This is a genomic window from Flavimaricola marinus (genome assembly GCF_900184895.1).
In the GTDB taxonomy this organism is placed as follows: Bacteria; Pseudomonadota; Alphaproteobacteria; order Rhodobacterales; family Rhodobacteraceae; genus Flavimaricola; species Flavimaricola marinus.
In genome coordinates this window covers 30,584-50,011 of the sequence record NZ_FXZK01000002.1, presented here as the reverse complement: position 1 = coordinate 50,011, position 19,428 = coordinate 30,584, and the positions used below count along the sequence as shown (strand labels likewise).

Below are 19,428 nucleotides of genomic sequence, written 5' to 3'. Positions count from 1 at the left end.
AGATTGCTCGACCTGCTTGCGACGGATCACTTTCCTCACCCTACGCGAAGTTGCCGGTTGCGCCGGTGCCGCAATCCGATGCTCTGTCAAACCAGCCGGCTCTCCAAGAGATCGCCGGACTTCGCCAAGATCGGATAGCCGACCATTGAGAAGGCAGTGTTGATCTGCTTAAGCGCACGCAGGGTTTCTTGGTGAATATTGCTGGTATCGATGCTTTCGGCGAGACCCTCTCGTAGCCTGCCGATATGGTTGCGCTGCAGCTTTTGCTCGACTTGGCGGACCTTGTCCTTGGCTGCGACAAGCTCTCGCGCCTCGGCCGGATTTTGATTCATCATCACATTCAACGCCAACTGGACGTTGCTGTGCACGCGGTCTGAGAAATCATTGATCTCTTCCCGCCCACGCTTGGAAAATTTCAGTTTCTGTGCGTCCAGCCGTTTTGCCAGATCAAGCATGATCCTTGCGATAGCGTCCGACGCGGAATCGAGGCTCGCGGAGATCGAGGCAAGCTCCAACGATCGGCGACTAAGCTCTTCATCAAGCCCCGACTTGCCGAGTTTTGCGAGATATAACTTCACCTCGAGATGCTTCTGCTTGATGGTTTGATCCTGCTCGATGATTGCCTTTGCCGTGGCGGCATTCCATTGGTCGTACAGTGGCTCCACCGAGACCAGCATGAGCTCGATTTTCTGCCCCATTCCAAGCAACTCGCGCGCCGCACAGTCCAATCCTCGCTGTGGCCGGTCCAATGCAGCTGGATCGAGCGCCGAGACGACCTCCTGTTGGATTTCGGGCATGACTTTCTCGGCCATGATGCGGGTTATAGCAAATGCAATCGGTCCGACCACCGGAAGAGCCAGCAATGCCAGCGTCAGATTGAAGGCCAAATGGAGATTGATGGCTTGTCGAGCAGGCGTGGACCCCAATTCACTCAGGAGGTCGGGCGCGAAGGCAATCAGGATGGTTGCCAATATTGCCCCGCCCCCGCGCAGAGCGAGATTGGCGACGACCATTCGGCGCGACTCGAGCGGCGAGGAATGCGTGAGTACATAGGCAATGAAGGCCCCGCCGAGATTCGCGCCCATGATCATGGCGGCCGCGGCCGTTGGCGGCAGAACACCCTGTCCCGCCAGGGTGACAAACAACAGCACCGCCGCGACGCTGGAATGCACGACCCAAGCGAACCCGGCCCCAATGACAAAGGCTGTCACGAGATCCCGCCCGAGGTAGCCCATGGCGATCTGCGTTGCAGGATTGGCCACCATTGGCCCGGTGGCGGCGCGGATCATGTCCAGCGAAACGAAGATGAGGGCCAGTCCGATCATGATCCGACCCAACTGTCGCGTGCCGCTTGCCTCGCCCCGGAGAAATGCCGAGACGCCGACAAGCAGCAACAGAGGGATCAATATTGGCTGCCGCACCACCAAGAGCTGCGTCACGACCGCAGAACCCACATCAGCGCCCAACAGGATCGCAAGACCTGTGCCCGTGGCCAGTCCACGCTTCGCGACGAAGTTCGACACCAAGACCGCGACGGCGGTCGAGCTCTGCAGAAAGACCGCAGTCACCATGCCTGTGCTCGCAGCAAGCAGCTTGTTCCTGGACGAATGGCGCAGCCAAATCCGTAACGGCGCGGCGAAGCCCCGCTCTACGCCAGTTCGCACCAATCGGACCGCCCAAATGAGTAGCGCCGCCGAACCGGCGATACTGATCAGAAATTCGAGGAGATGTGGTTCATCCACGGGATGGGCTCACTGTGACAACGCTGAAATTAAGCAGAAACGATCAGCTTTCTTAAAGCAGCGCAATGAAAACTGTATGAAAGCCAGTAGATTGTAGCTTATCCCGTCAACACCTCTTGGAAACTCTGCAAGCAAGTCAAACGACGCTGGCCTTAATGTTTTACGTCAGGATCGGTGCCAGTTCTCAGGTGTATTTCAAGCCTTGGACGCCCTCCTAGCCGTCCTTCCAGGTCGGCTCTCGTTTTTCTACGAACGCGCCAATGCCTTCCTCGGCATCTTTCGTCAGCATATTGTTCACCATGACTTTCGAGGCGAAGTCGTAGGCTTCGGAAAGCGCCATTTCGCGTTGCGCGTAGAATGCGCTCTTGCCGATCGCCAAAGTAGAACTGGATTTTGACGCGATCTTTCGTGCAAGGGTCATTGTCGCCTCTTGGAGTTCATCTGCCGCCACGGCGCGATTGATCAGTCCGATTTCAGCTGCACGGCTGGCCGAGATCATTTCACCGGTCAGAAGCATCTCCATGGCGTGCTTTGCGGCGACATTTCGCGAGAGCGCCACCATGGGCGTCGAACAAAAGAGCCCGATATGGACACCCGGTGTGCTGAACCGAGCGCTTTCAGTCGCAACAGCCAGATCACAGCTGGCAACCAATTGGCACCCGGCAGCCGTGGCGACGCCGCCCACCTCGGCGATGACCGGCTTCGGACAGGTGACGATCGCTTTCATGACGCAGGAACACTGATCCATGATCTTGGCGAAATAGGCGCGACCACGGTCGCCCGCTGCCCGCCCCGCCGTTAGTTCCTTGAGATCGTGGCCCGCGCAAAAAGCTGGGCCATTCGCGGCCAGAACGACAACACGTATGATTGGATCTGACGCCGCTGTCGCAACCGCTCGTGACAGTTCTTTCAACATCGCCTCGGACAATGCGTTCCGACGCCCCACATCGTTCAACGTCAGACGCAATACGCCGTCGTCGGTTAGGTCACGGAGGAGAACATCGCTACTGTTCATCAATTATGAGCCTCACAAGCAGGGAGATGCGCGATTGCTCTTACTTCGCTTTCGAGCTTACGAGCAAATCGGCGGCAACGGAATGCCTCATTGGGCCTCTGGAGAGTAGGCACCATCGACGCCTGGAGGAACCCCAATGACCCGGCCCTCGGCGGAGCATTGGGTATACCACCTATGGGGCCGACAAATAGTCTGCCGCCACATAACCGCTCAAGCGCGGTGCGTTGGTAAGCGATACTTCACACCACAACTGCCCCAACTCAGTAATACAATCGCGACGATTAAGCGTTGTTCCTTCTGGCAGCCCCAAGACGACGCTGTACCCGAGGCCCGGACCAGCACGCAGATTCAGGAATTCTTCATCTCCAGTACCTTGAACGACAACCGGGCCAGACCCGCTCTGGCCGCAACCAGACACGAGCAAAGCGGTCAAAGAAAGTTGAACAAAGCTGCGCCACATGATCTCACCTCATTGTTTTTCTTTCACTAGACCGAGAGCCAAAGCGTTCATAGTCCGGAAATAAACATACGAGGCGTCGGCGCGTCATGCGGAGGGGTGCTGTCCACCTGTCATGAGCGGTAGTTGGTAGGAAGTCAGACCGTAGTGAGTTGGTCCAGCCATGATGTCGTGGCGTGCAATCACTTGATCTCAAGAGGAAATTTTCGTTAATTCTCTGCGCTCGCCCTTACTGGACGAGCGCAGCGTCATGACCGGTGAAAGCGGTCAGTCTTATTTGACCGTAATGCCTATCTTGCCCACGGTATGCCCGTCAGCCAGCTTGTCATAGGCCCGAGCAGCATCCTGCAATGAAAAGGTGCTGTCGATAACCGGCTTGAGCGATCCCTGTTCGATCATCTCGGCCAAGTGAGCCAACTGAGAACCGTTTGGCTCCATGAAGAAGCTATTGAAGGATACACCGTATTCATCAGCCAACCCTTCCGTGTCCTGTCCCTTGATCGACACAAGGTGGCCTCCCTTATTGAGGACCTTGAAGGAGTCCTGCATGACCTCTCCTCCCAGCATGTCGACAACTACATCATAGTCCGTCGCGATCTGGGTGAAGTCTTCGCTCTTGTAGTCAATCACGAGGTCTGCACCAAGTGATGAGACCAACTCGGCGTTTCGCGCGCTGACGGTCGTTGCGACAAATGCACCAAGACTCTTTGCGATCTGGATGGCGAGCGTTCCAACCCCGCCCGAACCGGCATGAATGAGCACTTTCTGACCGGCTTGCAGACCCGCCTTCTCGACCAGCGCCTGCCATGCGGTCAGCCCCGTCAGCGGAATTGTCGCGGCTTCGAGATGGCTGATCACGGAGGGCTTTTGCGCCAATGCAGACGCCTTCACACGTGCGACCTCAGCCAATGTGCCTGCATCTTCCTGATGAACCCGCGCGAAGACTTCGTCACCGACATCGAAACCAGAAACTTCATCCCCTACGGCAGTGATGACGCCACTGACATCATAGCCCAAGACGTGTGGAAACGTCAGCGAAATCATATCCTTGAGATGTCCTGCGCGGACGATGTTGTCGATCGGGTTGATGCTCGCTGCATGGACGTCGATCAATACTGCATCCGGTTCGAGGACCGGTGGCGGCACGTCCGCTATTTCAACTGGGCCGGCATATGTGTCGAAGACGGCGGCTTTCATGGTTGTTTCCTTTTGATCAGTACGTAGAGACAGAGCAGAGTTGTAACTCCCACCGGAGCTAGGTGTTCCCTATGGCGTTTCGACCCCTGCAGACACATGACGGAGCGGAAAGCATGGCGTGCCCGACGGCATCAAATGCAGCAACAGAAACCGCTTTTGTCAGCCATTGGGATTTGCAGACTATGGTTTACGTACATTCACCAAATTCGCTCATGAGAAATGATAGTGATCAGGTCAATCTTGTCCCCTGGCGCATCCGAATAATTCAAAAATATTGATCTAAAAGCAGTCGTCTAAAACTCGAAACTAAGCTGGCGAAATATCCAAAACCACAGCGATTCATCGCCCCATTCCGAACACAGTTTGGCAGCTTTCTGCAAGGTCTAGAAATCACGTAACCCGCACCAGCAAAAGTCAGGCCAGACTAATGAATCCCGCAGACGACTGGAAGCCGACAGTATCGCAGGACGATAGTAGCGATGCACTTCCGCCGGGAACCGCGTTGCTGAATGGCCAATACGTCATTGATCGGTATCTGAGCAGCGGTGGTTTTGGCATCACTTACCACGCCAGGGACAGCCTCGACCGCAAGGTTGTCATCAAGGAATGCTATCCCGAAGCGCTCTGTCGTCGGAAAGCCAAGACAGTGCTTGCCCGGTCAAGTGTGGGGGTGAGCGAGTTTCAGTCTTTGGTCCAAATGTTCGTGCGAGAAGCCAGAAGCATCGCAAAGCTGAACAATCCCAACATCGTAGGGGTGCATCAGGTCTTTGAAGACAACGAGACGGCCTATATGGCCTTGGACCTGATCGAAGGGAAAGACTTGCTCTGCGTTGTCGAAGAAAGCCGTGACAGCCTTACTCCAGAGGTGGTCGAGGCGATATTGCGCAAATTGCTGACGGCCGTTTCGACCGTTCACGCCGTCGATATGCTGCACCGCGATATTTCGCCCGACAATATTCTTCTGGATCAATGGGGAAACCCGGTTCTTATTGATTTCGGCGCTGCTCGTGAACATGCCAGCAAGAAAAGCCGCGCAATTTCGGCGATGTTGGTTGTGAAAGACGGATATTCTCCACAGGAGTTCTATATTTCCGGCAGCAAGCAAGGACCATGGAGTGATCTATATTCTCTCGCTGCGACCTTCTTCCATTTGATTTCAGGTGAACCTCCCCCAAATAGCCAAAACCGGCTTGCCGCTTTGGCGTCGAAACGCCCAGATCCCTATATCCCTTTGGAAGGAAGAATCGAGGGGTACACCAGGGCATTTCTGCGCGCCATTGACAAAACCATGAATGTCTTTCCGCAAGATCGGCTGCAATCCGCGACAGAGTGGCTGGAGTTGATTGACAACAACGTGTCCTCAGTCGGCCGTAATCGGAAAGCCTCGATTGACGCCAGCCTCGTGCAAGTGGTTGCCAATCTCGTTGGCGAGGTCGAACAAGGCCTCGAGAGGGATCGTGAAACCATTCACGATGACACGCTGGTCGAACCTATCGAGAAACCGCAACCGGTCAGTAAGGTCCTAGAATACCTGCCACCGGTTGATGTGGCCGTCACAGCTGCCCCGCCGGCGACCTCAATCGAGCCAGTTTTGTGGCTTGATCGCCTGAAAAAGCGAGACGCAATTCGCCAAAGGAAGCGGCGCGCACAACGACTTGTCCGGCGTAGCAGCGTGCTCGTGATGATCTGCGCAGTGGTCTTCGCCATACTCGAAAACCCGCCGTCTAACTTTGACCTGATCGCGTCGCCGGACATCGGCGAGTTTATTGATCGCGGTCGCGATTGGACGGATCGGACAGTCGATCGACTGACAATTCAACTTTAGCCGCAAGGTCCTCGGAAGGAACGCCTCATGACCATGTTTCGTCGTGTCTTTAGTAACCACTTGGAAGAACAAGGTAAGGAGCTTCGCACGTCTCAACCGTTGAAGGTAGATCACGATTTGCCGCCCGCTCCCCCGAAGTCCCCGCCTGAATTCAAAACACACGGCAAGTCTCCAATGCAGGAATTGGTGCAACGACGCCCGACCGGCGCCGTTATGGAATTAGGCGGCGAAGAGCCGCATGCCGCGGCCGACGAGGACCTCGCGGCCAGAGCAGCGGAAATTCATGAGCAGATGCTGCGGCGAACGAAACCGAATATCGCATTGCCAGCTCCTGAGCCCTCAGATCCAGATGGTCCGAACGTTGAGCCAATGCCAATGACGGTGCCCCCGAAACGATCAGGTCGGGCACGGACACGACTGCTTGGCTTCGACTCCGGCAACGAGCTGTCATCCGACCCGATTGAAAAGGCCGAACAAAGCGCGAATTCCGATGGTGGCCTCAAGCCGACGGGTTGGATCGCAATTACTGACGGCCCCGGTGTGGGACGGCACTTCCCAGTATTCAACGGTGTTGCCATGATCGGTCGCGGCGAAGATCAAACCATTCGGTTGGATTTCGGCGATCAAACGATCTCACGGAAAAATCACGCGGCGCTGGCTTATGATGCCGAGGACAACAAGTTCTATATCGGCCATGGCGGCAAATCCAACATCATAAAACTCAACGGTCGTCCGGTGCTGAGCACCGAGGAGATGTTTCACGGCGACTGCCTTCGGATCGGACAAACGACGCTCCGTTTTGTGGCTTTGTGCGGAGAGGGATTTCAGTGGGGCAGCTCGAGTGATGCATGATGCAAAGATCACCCTGAAATTCGATCATGCCTCGGCAATCGGCCAGGGAGGGCGGGAATATCAGCAGGATGCGGTCATCGGGGATTTCTCGAATGGCGCCGATATTTGCTTTGCGATCCTGGCTGATGGGATGGGGGGGCATGCCGCGGGAGACGTGGCCAGCAAAATCGTGGTTACCGAAGTCTTTCGCGAGATGACGTTTCAGCGCACGAAGATCGCGGAGGACCCAACGGGGATACCGCATATCCTTCAGAGCATGGTCGGTTGTGCGAATAGCCGTCTCAACCAACATACATCGGCGCACCCCGAAACAATTGGGATGGGTTCGACACTCGTCGCCTGCGTCGTAGTTCGGGACCAACTGCACTGGATCTCTGTAGGAGATTCCCCCCTCTATTTGTTCAGAAACAATATATTGCAGCAGATCAATGAGGATCACTCACTTGGTCCACATATCGATCTACTGGTGCAATCGGGCGTCCTCACGATTGAAGAAGGCGCCAAACATCCGGAGCGCAATGTTCTTACCTCGGTATTGGCCGGGCAAGACGAAGTCGCTCATATCGACTGCCCCACCCTTCCCTTCCGCCTCAAGGCCGGGGATACGATCATCGTCGCGAGCGACGGTCTGCAATACCTCTCGAAGGAGGAAATCACGCAGGTATTGGTGGATCGGCCTATGGCATCCAGTGCCGCCATTGTGGAAGCCCTGATGTCAAAACTCGAAAGTCTGAACGATCCGGATCTGGATAACGTCTCAATCTCACTCGTCCAGGCCCGTGCTTCGGAGGATGCCCGCCAGTCGCTTCATTTCCAGAGGCGCAACGGCATTCGGTCCGCGCGGGATGTCAGTTGGCCATTCGGCCATCGCGATACTGTTCTGGACCTTGCACGGAATGCCCTGAAACGCACCAAATTGATTGGAGGAAGCTCAAGCAATGGCTAATGAGCATTCTGACCAGACGATCAGCGAACTTTCTACGCTGCTGAAAGTCCAAGGTCTATCTGCTCGTGATCGGAACGCGGGCGAGCGGCTGCTGCAACGGCTGACTAGTCCGGTATATATTGCGATTCTGGGTCCAGATCGACGCACGGCATCTGCTATCACCTCCAACTTCGATTCTATTTGCAAGTTTGGGCTTGATCTCGCGAAGGTAAGAATTGGCGACGATATGTCAGTAGCTGACATCGCGCTGTGGTGTACGCGATCGTTTGAGGAGAGCGAACTTCGGGAATGGGAGTCCGCACCAATTTCCTTGAAGGACCACAGCTTTCTGGTTGCCTCTGCGCCTAGCCCAGAGAGATTAGCAGCGCTTAGTGACATTAGCGCAGAGGAATTTCTTGGTTTTCATGTCGTGTCAGACGACAGAATGTCCGGCCCGATTAATGACTTGATGCGGGATATTGCTCAGCTCACGAGGAGTGGTTTGCAAGCTGCGTCGGACAGTGCCCAATTATTTCTCCACAAGAACGCCCAGAAACAAGCAGACCAGAGAGGGACGGCGAAGCTCGAGCCCACCCCAACGACTCAACCGACCATGGAATCCGGTGTATCGCGCTCTGACAAGCTCGCGTTCGAGACCGCATTGCAACATCTTGATGAGCACGCGTCTGAGCTTTTGCGCCTATCCGAGCACAATTCGGACAGCATCATTGACGACGTCTTGAAACTGTGTTCTCGCGCTTCTGAAGACCTTGCGGACGTGATTTCAACAGCTTCCTCGGAACATCCTGACCACGACGCAATTTGCGACGCGGCGTATGCCGCCGTGGATCACATCACGCTCATGTCACTAGAGAACGACATGAACGCCGCGACCGACGCGGTGACGGTTTTATTGCAGCTGCGCAATGATCTCAGCGTTCGCGTTGCCGCATAAACATGTGCACATACATCGAATCTCAACGAAATTCATGCATGCCGAGAAGTTGAACCTACCGATCCGCGCGCGCAGTTGCTCAACTCGAAGAGGTCCGTCGTATGAACGTCGTTAAACATCCGATGCACAAAGAAAGCGAGGCATTCGGGCGCTCGGAGGCATTTCTGCACGCTTCAAGCGGTCTACTTCGCGGCTATATCGAGAGGCTTGAACCGCTGCACGAGGCTCTTCGCCTTTTGATCGACATTGGTGAAGCGCAGACGAAAAGGACAGCCGCGCGCTATGCGCTTCAACTGGAGCGCATAGAACCAAGCGTGACCATGATCGGTCAGATCAAGTCAGGCAAGACAACATTGGTCAATGCACTCATTGGTCAGCCCGATTTGCTTCCCGCCGATGTCAATCCTTGGACTTCGGTCGTCACGTCCCTGCATCTCAGCCCGAAGGAACCCAGCCCTGCAACAAGCGCGGTCTTTCGGTTCTTTGACCTGGACGAGTGGGACAAGCTGGTGTCTGGCGGCGGCCGGATCGGCGAGCTCGCAGATCGTGCAGGTGCAGATGAAGAGCTATCCAAGATTAGGGCGCAGGTCGAGATGATGCGTACGAAATCCAAGGCACGGCTTGGTCGCAAATTTGAGGCTTTGCTTGGCACCCAACATAGCTATGGCTACTTCGATCACGAACTTATTGAGCGATACGTTTGTCTCGGAGATGATTTCGACGGTGAGGATGCGAAGACATCAAGGACGCGTGGGCGCTTCGCCGACATCACCAAATCTGCCGATCTGCGGATGCAGCAGCGCGGCTATCCGATCAATCTTTGTGTCCGTGACACGCCCGGTGTCAACGACACATTCATGATTCGTGAACAGATCACGATAAAGGCCATCCGCGACAGTCGACTTTGTGTTGTGGTGCTATCCGCTCATCAAGCGTTGTCTTCAACCGACCTTGCTCTGATCAGGCTGATTTCCAATGTGAAGTCGCGCGAAGTCGTGATCTTCGTCAACCGGATCGACGAACTCTCGTCGCCACAAATACAAGTTCGTCAGATTGAGGAAAGCATACTCAAGACCCTTCGGGCCCACAACGGCCCCATAGACGCGAAGATCATCTTCGGCAGTGCACTTTGGGCACAATCGGCGATACAGGGCAGCTTGTTGGCAATGCCGGACGCAAGCCGAGACGCTTTGCTGGATTGGGCCGAGGTTGCACGGATCGTCGACGCGCCGACCGACGATCCACACCAGCTTTTGTGGGAGCTATCGGGCCTTCCGGCACTCATTCAAGCGTTGTCGGAGCGTATGATCGCCGGCGAGATGAATGAAACCGTTCGACAGACGACCATTTCGACCCGAAACCTTATCAATGGCGTCAAGGTTGCTGACAACTTGTCGGCACGAACCAATATCGACTCCACCAGCCTGCACATGCCGCACGAACAGATCCTCGAAGACCTCGAGACATTGCGTAAACGCCATTCCAAGCAATTGTCTTCGGCACTCGATGATTTGATCATCTCGCTGCGGCAACGTGTCGAGCAATCGCACAATAGTTTTCTCTCGCGCGCGACAGATGCCTTGGCGAAGCACCTTGAGATATATGGTGAAAAGAGCGTCTGGACGTATGATCCGTCCGGGCTGCGGGTCCTTTTGGCATCCGCCTACAAGGTTTTTGGCGGACGTTGCCAAGCCGCTTTCAAGAGATCCGCGGCGGAGGCCGTTGAGGATTTGGCGGACGTGTTTCACCGCGCCCTAAACCTACCCCACGAATTCTTTTCCCCTAGCACGCCCATCCCCCCGCGAATTGCCCCCCCTGTCACGCTGGGACAGACTATCGCCCTCGATCTACATGGCAGTTGGTGGAAATCCTGGTGGACACGTCGTCAGAGCTATGAAGCACAAGCGCGCAACTTCTACGACTTGATCCGGGCTGAAACGGGCAGTCTCGTTACCGATCTTGTCGATGATCAAGCCGCAGCGCTGAAAATGGATGTCTTCGAACTGTTTGAGGATTTCCTTGACGAGCAAACCGCCAATCTTGCTGGCCTGACGAAGTCGCGAGCCGTTTCGGCAGACGACGTTAGCCGATTTATTGGCATCGAAGCTCTCCAGGAACGGGATCGGGCTCTCAGCGAGGCATTTCAGACATTGGAAAGGTATGTTGCATGACATCGAACCCAGCCATCGGTCGGAAACCTTGTATCGCCCTGATGGGTGAATTCAGCGCAGGCAAGAGCACCTTGGCGAACCTCTTGATAGGACAAGACCCCTTGCCTGTTCAAATCGTCGCCACGCAATTGCCTCCGGTTCGTATATCATACGGCAGAGAGGAGCCTTTTTGCGTCGATCACGACGGTGCGCATTGTCCGGTTGATCTACATGATTTGGCGAGTCTGGATATTGACCGTGTCGCCTACATCCAGATTTACAGCACAGAAGACCTCCTGCGTCACTGCGATCTTCTGGATATGCCCGGCATTTCAGATCCGAACATTTCGTCAGATGTCTGGGAAAGCATGATTGACCAGGCCGACGGCGTTCTGTGGTGTAGTCATGCTACACAAGCATGGCGCCAAAGTGAGGCTGCGGTGTGGGCGGAATTACCAGATACCCTATATCCGCGCAGCCTGCTGCTCCTCACACGGGCCGACAAGCTGCGAAGTGAAACGGACCGAAACAGGGTCTTGAGGCGGGTCGAAAAAGAGACCGACGGCTTGTTTCGCGCCTGTCTGCCAATCTCATTGCTAATCGCCACACAAGAACAGGAGAACTACGCCAGATGGGCAGAGAGCGGTGCCGAAACATTTGTTCGTGAATTGGTATCCCTCATCGAGCAGCTCAATGCCGAGATCAGTGGCTCCGCGCCAAGCTCAGAGAAAGCCGGCGATTTGCGCATTCCTGGATTTGAAGGGCCAATGAGCCACTCTGCGAACTCGCAAGGCAATAGGATATCAGCCCAAGAAGTGGCAATCCAAAAGGTTTCTCCTCGACGGATAGCTGGCTCAAGCCCTCGGACGCAAAGGCCACCACCTACTATGGCATAGCCCTATCGTCGGCGCTTAACCGAATCCAAGGATCATTGCGCTACTGTCCTTTGAGCCAATATGCGCTCCAAGCAATTTCGCGGGACTAAGTCGACTTTATGCAGATCGCGACGCAACTAGATCAGCTTCGGCGAGCCTTTCCGGACTGCCATGCAGTGGCATATGCCGATTTCGAGGCGGGGATGATCCTGGCCAAGAGCGCGACGGCCACCGTGCCACAAGAACAATGGGATGATCTGAGCAACTACGCGTTCGAAATTATGAATGGTGAGCCCGCAGCCCTCGCTTGCAATGCGATGTCGTCGACCGACTTCATCGGAACTGCCGTCGTCCTCCGCGGCGGCGAACTTACTCTCGTCGTCAGATCCCCTATGGTCGCAGATGACGCTATCTTCTGCATCGCTGAGCCGGGACTTGACGTTGAACACTTTCTTGAGAGCTCGATAAAGATCCTAAGTCGAATTGCCCAAGATGTCTGATCTTCAAACTCTCCGAAAACAGATCCGCCGGCTTTCTGAACCTGCAGAGTCCAGTATCGGACAAGCACGCGTTCTGGCAAACGACAACTGTACCGATATCGCCGCGGCGATGCGGCAGGCGATCGAAGACACGCAGTTGCCGCGCGTTCTTTGCTTCGAGAATGAACGAAATGGCCTGCTTTCGCTGCATGTTCGGTCGGGGCGGATGGTCACCATACTAGACGCCACGGTGGGCAATGACTTTGACAAGGGCGCCATTCATTGCGAACTATCGGAGCGGAATGAGGGTCAAATCGAGCAAGTGGGAAGGCTGGTCGCGGCGCTGCTTCATGGGGCGAGACGGTTACTGGTTACCAGCAGTCTAGATGTACCTGACATGTCTCAGGCCGTGTTGGGCATAGCTGCAGCAGACGTTTTTCAGGACCGAGCGAATCAGAACGAGGGTTCATCCGCCGAATATGACCGCCCCAAGATCAGTGTGATACTTGATAGGCTAAAGACCGACGATGTCTCTTGGCTGTGGTTTCGTGGCAAGGATGTCCGGGGCTCGGATGGCGATCCGTCATTGATCTCAAGGCTTCAAGTTCTCGCGCTAAAGGAGCTCGACGACAGGGCGTCATTACCGCAAGTCGATCCAAGTTCGAAAATTGACGATGATTGCCTAGTTCTTTTTGCCGGCGGCGATGGAACTGAGACGATTCTGTCAGCAAGTTTGGGCGAAGACCTCCTGTTCATATCGTTTCCATCGTGCGGCTTGACTGACGTTCTCAAGGTCTGGCGCGACATATTGCATTGACACATTTTCACCATAAGCTGATCCGCGGCGTGGTTATTCAGTTATTATAGACCATCGAGTGCTGCTCAAATTCGGCATCGAGTTATTCCTCGGCTTGTGCCGGCTGCACACTGAGCCGACCGGAAGCATATGACTTAAATGCTCCGTCGCGGGGCAAACGTAAGTCGCAGACACAGACCGATCAGCGCAAAGCTCAGTACTAGCCAAAACCCGCCCCACAAGACTGTCGTGCCGCCATATTGCTCGGCAATCAAGAAGGCGTCGGACGGCAAGTGGGACCGAGATATCGTATCACTGATGATATCGTAAGGGATATAGATCATGCTCGTCAGCCCAATGAGGCGCAATACGAAATCACTCACATGGTGATTGAGAAACCAGGCCGTCGCGATCATCAGTAGGGACGCAGACGTACAAAAAATTATCGCGAATGGCTGACGGATATAGAGCACTGTAATCACCAAGATTGCGAGCCCGAAGAAGCCAAGCACAAAACGGTCGGCATTGGTTTTGACCGCCCCCACGAGCAACAGTGTTCCGATGAGCAATGACCCGAAGTAGCCAGCCGATAGAATGAGAAATCCATTTCCACCTCTAGTGATTGCATAGCCGCCCTCCATATTGGACAGCGAGATGGCTTCAATCGAACCACCCGTCATGATCGCGGCCAGACCGTGAGCAAGTTCGTGCATGAACACCACGAGGATCTTGAGCGGGTAGATGACCGGCGTATTCCAAAACACGAAAACGGCGACTGTGATCAGGAACAGTTGCCAATGCTGCCGCAGAAAACTCAAGGTCTAACTCCCGAAGGTGCGATCCGAACGCCGAATACCAAATAAGCGGAACGTATTCTGCAATTTGCGACCGCCTCTCGGCAACAGCCAAACAGAACGGCTGTTTTGGGCATGCCGATCTGGAGCAGCCTAGTGCCTTGGATCGTGCCGACAATACGTTGCATTCAAAGGCCAGCTATGCGCGGCAGGTGCTCCGAGTGATGGTGTTCCCGCAACTGCAAACTAGGCAGGCTACGGCTTTCCCTTCAATGCATCGGCCAGGGCGGAACCAAAGGCGCCGGTCGGTCTGTCCGATTTCTTTTTGGTGCCGGTAGAACGTTGCTGTTTCACTTGCTTGATCTTGACCGGCTGGGCGGAACGGCTGGCGGGATTTCCACCCCCATCCTTTCGCATCGTCAAACCAATGCGTTTACGCGCTACATCCACTTCGGTCACCCGAACGCGGACGATGTCTCCCGCTTTGACGACCTCATGGGGGTCTTTTACAAATCGATCAGCAAGCTGGCTGACATGCACCAAGCCATCCTGATGGACACCGATGTCCACAAAGGCGCCGAACGCAGCGACATTTGTGACTGTGCCTTCCAGCGACATTCCCGGCTTCAGGTCAGAAATGGCGTCGATCCCTTCGGCGAAAGTGGCAGTCTTGAAGGTCGGGCGCGGGTCTCGGCCCGGCTTCTCCAACTCGGTGAAAATATCCCGCACAGTCGGCAAGCCGAAGGTGTCATCGACGAATTGCTCCGGTTGCAGACCCGAGAGCGCACCGCTGTCGCCCATGATCGCACGGATATCGCGACCGCAGGCCGCCACGATACGTCGCGCAACGCCGTAGGCCTCGGGGTGAACGGATGAGGCGTCGAGAGGTTCGATGCCTTCCCTGATCCGGAGAAAACCGGCGCTTTGCTCAAATGCTTTCGGCCCCAGTCCCGGCACTTTGAGCAACGATTTTCGACTGGTAAACGCCCCATTCGCATCGCGGTGGGCGACGATGTTTTGGGCGATGGACGGACCGAGGCCGGCGATATGAGCCAGCAATGGCGCAGACGCCATGTTGAGGTCGACCCCAACGGCATTGACCGCATCCTCGACTACGGCCTCAAGAGATTGAGCGAGCCGGCGCTGGTCGACGTCATGCTGATATTGGCCCACGCCAATGGCTTGCGGCTCGATCTTGACCAATTCGGCCAAGGGATCCTGCAATCGCCGCGCGATAGACACAGCACCCCGCAGGGAGACGTCGATTTCCGGAAACTCCTGCGAAGCGAGCTCCGAGGCGGAGTAAACAGATGCGCCGGCCTCCGACACGATTACTGGCGTCGGGCGCGTTTCCCCGGCAGGAAGCCGCTTCAACACATCGCCGACCAGTCGATCGGATTCGCGGCTCGCTGTCCCGTTCCCGATTGCGATCAGAGCGACCCCGTGTTTGCGAATAAGATGCAGCAAGGTTTCCTCGGCGCCCCGCAGATCGTTTTTCGGTTGGAACGGGTAGATCGTCGCCGTTTCCAGCAGCTTGCCGGTGTCGTCGACCACAGCGATCTTGCAGCCTGTCCGAATGCCCGGATCAAGGCCGAGTGTCGCTCGCGCGCCGGCCGGCGCTGCCAGCAAGAGGTCGCGCAAATTGCGGGCAAAGACGTCAATTGCCTCGTCATGGGCGCGGCGGCGCAGGTCGGTCATCAAATCGACGAACATCGAAAGGCTTAGCTTGACCTTCCACGCCCATTCGGCGGCATCACGGAGCCATCGGTCACCCGGTTTTTCACCCGCAATCCCGATCTCGGCGGTGATGAGTCCAATGATGCGCGGCAGATCGGCCTCTGGCTCCGGGCCAATGTCGACCGAGACGATTTCTTCCTTCGAGGCACGGAGTATCGCTAGTGCCCGATGCGACGGGATCGTCGCCCACTTCTCGCTATGGGCGAAGTAGTCGGAGAACTTCGCCCCAGCCTCTTCCTTGCCGGACATGACCCGAGACGTGATCAAGGCATCCTTCTGCAAAACCTCGCGAAGCCGGCCCAACAAGCGAGCGTTCTCCGCGAGTTTCTCGACCAAGATATCACGCGCACCGGCCAAAGCTTCCTTTTCTGTCGGAACAGTTTCAGACAAATAAGCCTGCGCGAGAGTTGCGGGGTCGGCGGCACGATCCTCAAGGATGCCACGCAATAGCGGCTCAAGCCCGTTCTCTCTTGCAATCATCGCCTTGGTCCGACGCTTCGGTTTGAACGGCAGATACAAGTCCTCGAGCACGGCTTTAGTGTCGGCGGTGGCGATCGACCGGGCGAGCGCATCGGTCAGCTTCCCCTGCGACGTGATTTCGCTCAGGATAGCGGCACGGCGCTTCTCAAGGTCACGCAGATAGTCCAACCGCTCGGCCAGGCGTCTCAGTTGAGAGTCATCCAGACCGCCCGTCACCTCTTTGCGATATCTCGCCACGAATGGGACAGTATCGCCGCCATCGAGCAGCGCGACCGTAGCGGTGACCTGCTCAGGCCGCGCGCCGATATCGGTGGCGATCTTGCGGGCGATACTTTCGGCGACAGCGTTCATTGAGGGCTCCATGCTATGCTCGAATGCCCGTGATAGCCGGGCCTGCCGGTCGCGCCAAGCCTTTGCAGCCAACCGATAGTGCGGTCCTCGCGAAAGTGCGTTTTTGAATGGTCCGCCAAACGTGATGCCGAGCTTTGGATCGATGCTGCCCGGCAGATCAGAAAGGCACGACGACGTCGCGCCCGGCCACCCTTTCGATTGCCAGATTGGTGCCGAACAGCTCACTCAGCATTCGCCCTGTCATGGTCAAGACCCGCGGGCCAGAGGTTACCAGCTGACCATCCTTCAATGCGACGATCCGGTCAGCATACCGCGCCGCCACCCCAAGGTCGTGCAGCACGATGATGACATTGCGCTGCCCTGTGCCAGGTCGCGTCAACGCATGAAGGCGGTCCATGATATCGCGCACGTGACGTGGGTCCAGCGCCGATAGTGGCTCGTCGAGCAACAGCCAAGGCGTTTCCTGCGCCCACGCCATCGCCACGAAAGCCCGTTGCCGCTGTCCGCCGGACAAGGCGTCGAGGCGCCGATCCGCCAACCCCTCAAGATCAAATGCCGCGATTGCTTCAGTGATTTTGGCGTTATCCTCTTCGCGTGGACGGCCTTGATGGTGGGTCCAGCGACCAAAGCTGACAAGATCGCGGACGGTCAGCCGCGCTGTGACGTTTTCGTTTTGGGCCAACATCGCAACCCGGCGCGCGCGCTCCGGCGGGCGGGCCCGGGTCATGTCGAGGCCCTCGACATCGACTGTTCCTCGTGTTGGGGTCGTCAGACCGGCAATCGCGCTGAGCAGCGTCGATTTTCCAGCGCCGTTCGGCCCAATCAGCGCGGTGATACCGCCCTGCCCGAACTTCAGCGACACGTCCGTGAGAATTGCGTTGCCGCCTTTGGTGACATTCAGATCTTCTATTTTGATCACGGCCGAGGCCTCCGAAGGACAAGGAATAGAAACAACAAACCGCCTGCGAACTCTACGATCACCGACAAAGTGGATTGCAGTCCAAGAAGCCGCTCGAACACGAATTGGCCCGCGACGAGGATCGTTGCCCCGATGATCGCCGCACCGGGAAGGAGCAACGCGTGGCGCCAGGTCGGCAAGACGGCATGAGCAAGGCTTGATGCCAGCAGGCCCAGAAAGCTGATCGGCCCGACAAGAGCTGTCGAAGTCGCCACCAAGAGTGCCACGATCGCCAGACCTGCAAAAACTACGCGATCAAAATCGAGCCCCAAGGGCTGCGCGGTTCCCCGACCGAGGGCCGCAATATCAAGCTTGCGGCTCAGGCCCATTGCGGCCGCAAAGCTCAGCAAGAGGATCACCGAAGCAAATCCGAGCTGGATCTCATCGACCGCACCAAATGTCGCAAATGTCGCCTGCTGAACGATGGCGAACTCCGACGGATCGAGCAGACGCTGTGCCAATCCGGCCAGACCGCGCAGCAAGACACCAAGGATGACTCCGGTAAGGACCAAGCGTAGGATATCCTCGGCCCCCTTTCGCAGCAGCACGCTGAAAAGTGCCAAGGCGGCGGCCACCAGAATAACCGTTTCCGCACCGAACTGCGCCAACGCCGGCAACGACGCAAAACCAACCCCGCCGAGCATCAAGACGAGGCCAGTCTGGATAAAGACAAACAGGGCGTCAAAACCCACAATCCCAGGTGTCAGCATCCGGTTCGCGGCAATGGTCTGGAACACCACCGTCGCAGTTCCGATCGCAGCGCCGACGACACAGAGCGCGGCCAGCTTCGTCGCCCGCAACGTCAGGATGAAATCGATCGGCGCACGCAAATTCCATAGCAAAAACAAGCTAGATGCTACGAGTAGAGCCAATCCAAGATACAATAGCCGACGACTAGCCATGCGCTCGCCTCGGTGCCGCGTGTAGCAGCCAAAGGAAGATCGCAGCGCCCAATACCGCAAAGACCGTTCCAGCGGGAATTTCATATGGATAGCGGATCAGTCGGCCGATGATATCACAGCCGAGCACCATTGCTCCGCCCATCCAAGCCACAAGTGGCAGGTTTCTACGCAGGTGATCACCGCGCCACCGCGACACGATATTCGGCACGACCAAGCCGACAAACGGGATCGAACCCACGCTGACGACCACGACAGCGACGATCATCGACACCAGCACCAGTCCGGATAGAAGAGTCTGGCGATAGTTCAACCCAAGGCTCCGCGCAGCGTCCTCGCCCAATCCCAACATGGTGATGCGATCAGCAGCCAACCACAGCAGCGCTCCGATTGCGGCGACGAGCCAAAGGAGTTCGTAGCGTCCACGCAAAACGCCCGAAAACTCGCCGCTTTGCCAAACGCCGATGTATTGCACCAGATCCGTCGTCCAAGCGAGCCAAAGCACAGCCGCTCCAATAATGCCGCCGTAAATCAGCCCCACAAGCGGAAGAAGGACCGGATCCCTGCGCGGCACATGACGCGCCAGCACCAGAAACACCAGAGTGCCAATTAGCGCAGCTGCAGCCGCAACAGACATCTTGACCATCAGCGCAGCCCCTGGCGCGATAAGCGTCACCGCCAGCAAACCCAGCATTGCGGATTCCGGTGTGCCGACCAACCCGGGCTCTACCAGCCTGTTCTGCACGCTCATCTGGACAACCACACCGGCAAGTGCCAGCCCTGCCCCGGCCAGCAGCGCGGCAAGGGTGCGCGGCAGTCGACTGACCGCGAGCACCATCTGCGCGTCGAGACTACCGGCAAACAAGTCGACGACACCGATCGAACAACTCGCCCCCACAAGGAGGGCGAGCGTCGCCGGCGCAAAAAGCCAGAACTTCACG

Annotated in this window: 17 protein-coding genes; 8 read left to right on the top strand and 9 right to left on the bottom strand. The window is 56.5% G+C overall.

The window, feature by feature from the left end:
- Positions 1-86: 86 nt before the first annotated feature.
- From LOM8899_RS07060 to LOM8899_RS07045, 4 genes are all read right to left on the bottom strand, one after another.
- Complete coding sequence (locus LOM8899_RS07060) at positions 87-1,742, bottom strand: Na/Pi cotransporter family protein (protein ID WP_093991511.1); 1,656 nt, start codon at positions 1,740-1,742, stop codon at positions 87-89.
- A 214-nt stretch (positions 1,743-1,956) separates the two neighbouring features.
- Complete coding sequence (locus tag LOM8899_RS07055; protein WP_093991510.1) at positions 1,957-2,757, bottom strand: enoyl-CoA hydratase; 801 nt, start codon at positions 2,755-2,757, stop codon at positions 1,957-1,959.
- A gap of 172 nt (positions 2,758-2,929) precedes the next feature.
- Entirely contained in the window at positions 2,930-3,217 is a 288-nt protein-coding gene (locus LOM8899_RS07050) for an SH3 domain-containing protein (protein WP_093991509.1), read from the bottom strand.
- 270 nt (positions 3,218-3,487) lie between these two features.
- Positions 3,488-4,411 carry an NADP-dependent oxidoreductase gene (locus LOM8899_RS07045; protein WP_093991508.1) on the bottom strand — a complete coding sequence of 308 codons (924 nt, stop codon included), beginning with the start codon at positions 4,409-4,411 and terminating at the stop codon, positions 3,488-3,490.
- A 427-nt stretch (positions 4,412-4,838) separates the two neighbouring features.
- Between LOM8899_RS07045 and LOM8899_RS07040 the strand changes: the two genes are divergently transcribed.
- From LOM8899_RS07040 to LOM8899_RS07005, 8 genes are all read left to right on the top strand, one after another.
- Positions 4,839-6,236, top strand: a complete 1,398-nt coding sequence (locus LOM8899_RS07040) for a serine/threonine-protein kinase (RefSeq protein WP_093991507.1) — start codon at positions 4,839-4,841, stop codon at positions 6,234-6,236.
- Positions 6,237-6,263: 27 nt separating this feature from the next.
- The gene (locus LOM8899_RS07035) at positions 6,264-7,088 is read left to right on the top strand and encodes an FHA domain-containing protein (protein ID WP_093991506.1); all 825 of its coding nucleotides are present in this window, start codon (positions 6,264-6,266) and stop codon (positions 7,086-7,088) included.
- Positions 7,081-8,034, top strand: a complete 954-nt coding sequence (locus LOM8899_RS07030; protein WP_093991505.1) for a PP2C family protein-serine/threonine phosphatase — start codon at positions 7,081-7,083, stop codon at positions 8,032-8,034. The genes LOM8899_RS07035 and LOM8899_RS07030 overlap by 8 nt, the downstream gene beginning before the upstream one ends.
- Positions 8,027-8,968: a hypothetical protein gene (locus LOM8899_RS07025; protein WP_093991504.1), complete on the top strand. Its 942-nt coding sequence runs from the start codon at positions 8,027-8,029 to the stop codon at positions 8,966-8,968. Before LOM8899_RS07030 ends, LOM8899_RS07025 begins: the two co-directional genes overlap by 8 nt.
- 101 nt (positions 8,969-9,069) lie before the next feature.
- A complete protein-coding gene (locus tag LOM8899_RS07020; protein ID WP_093991503.1) occupies positions 9,070-11,139 on the top strand; it encodes a dynamin family protein in 2,070 nt (689 codons plus the stop codon).
- Positions 11,136-12,014 (top strand): dynamin family protein, encoded by an 879-nt coding sequence (locus LOM8899_RS07015; protein WP_093991502.1) that lies wholly within the window; start codon positions 11,136-11,138, stop codon positions 12,012-12,014. Before LOM8899_RS07020 ends, LOM8899_RS07015 begins: the two co-directional genes overlap by 4 nt.
- 98 nt (positions 12,015-12,112) lie before the next feature.
- Positions 12,113-12,493, top strand: a complete 381-nt coding sequence (locus LOM8899_RS07010) for a hypothetical protein (RefSeq protein WP_093991501.1) — start codon at positions 12,113-12,115, stop codon at positions 12,491-12,493.
- The gene (locus LOM8899_RS07005; RefSeq protein ID WP_093991500.1) at positions 12,486-13,289 is read left to right on the top strand and encodes a hypothetical protein; all 804 of its coding nucleotides are present in this window, start codon (positions 12,486-12,488) and stop codon (positions 13,287-13,289) included. The genes LOM8899_RS07010 and LOM8899_RS07005 overlap by 8 nt, the downstream gene beginning before the upstream one ends.
- Before the next feature lie 134 nt (positions 13,290-13,423).
- On the opposite strand, the gene LOM8899_RS07000 is transcribed toward LOM8899_RS07005, so the two are convergent.
- The 5 genes from LOM8899_RS07000 to LOM8899_RS06980 all read right to left on the bottom strand — a co-directional run bounded on the left by LOM8899_RS07000 (position 13,424) and on the right by LOM8899_RS06980 (position 19,427).
- Positions 13,424-14,086, bottom strand: coding sequence for a M50 family metallopeptidase (locus tag LOM8899_RS07000; RefSeq protein ID WP_093991499.1), 663 nt, complete (start codon positions 14,084-14,086; stop codon positions 13,424-13,426).
- A 231-nt stretch (positions 14,087-14,317) separates the two neighbouring features.
- Positions 14,318-16,630, bottom strand: a complete 2,313-nt coding sequence (locus tag LOM8899_RS06995) for a Tex family protein (protein WP_093991498.1) — start codon at positions 16,628-16,630, stop codon at positions 14,318-14,320.
- 157 nt (positions 16,631-16,787) lie between these two features.
- Positions 16,788-17,549, bottom strand: coding sequence for an ATP-binding cassette domain-containing protein (locus tag LOM8899_RS06990; protein WP_093991497.1), 762 nt, complete (start codon positions 17,547-17,549; stop codon positions 16,788-16,790).
- Entirely contained in the window at positions 17,546-18,490 is a 945-nt protein-coding gene (locus LOM8899_RS06985; RefSeq protein WP_093991496.1) for an iron chelate uptake ABC transporter family permease subunit, read from the bottom strand. The genes LOM8899_RS06990 and LOM8899_RS06985 overlap by 4 nt, the downstream gene beginning before the upstream one ends.
- Positions 18,483-19,427: an ABC transporter permease gene (locus tag LOM8899_RS06980; RefSeq protein ID WP_093991495.1), complete on the bottom strand. Its 945-nt coding sequence runs from the start codon at positions 19,425-19,427 to the stop codon at positions 18,483-18,485. Before LOM8899_RS06980 ends, LOM8899_RS06985 begins: the two co-directional genes overlap by 8 nt.
- Position 19,428 lies beyond the last annotated feature (1 nt).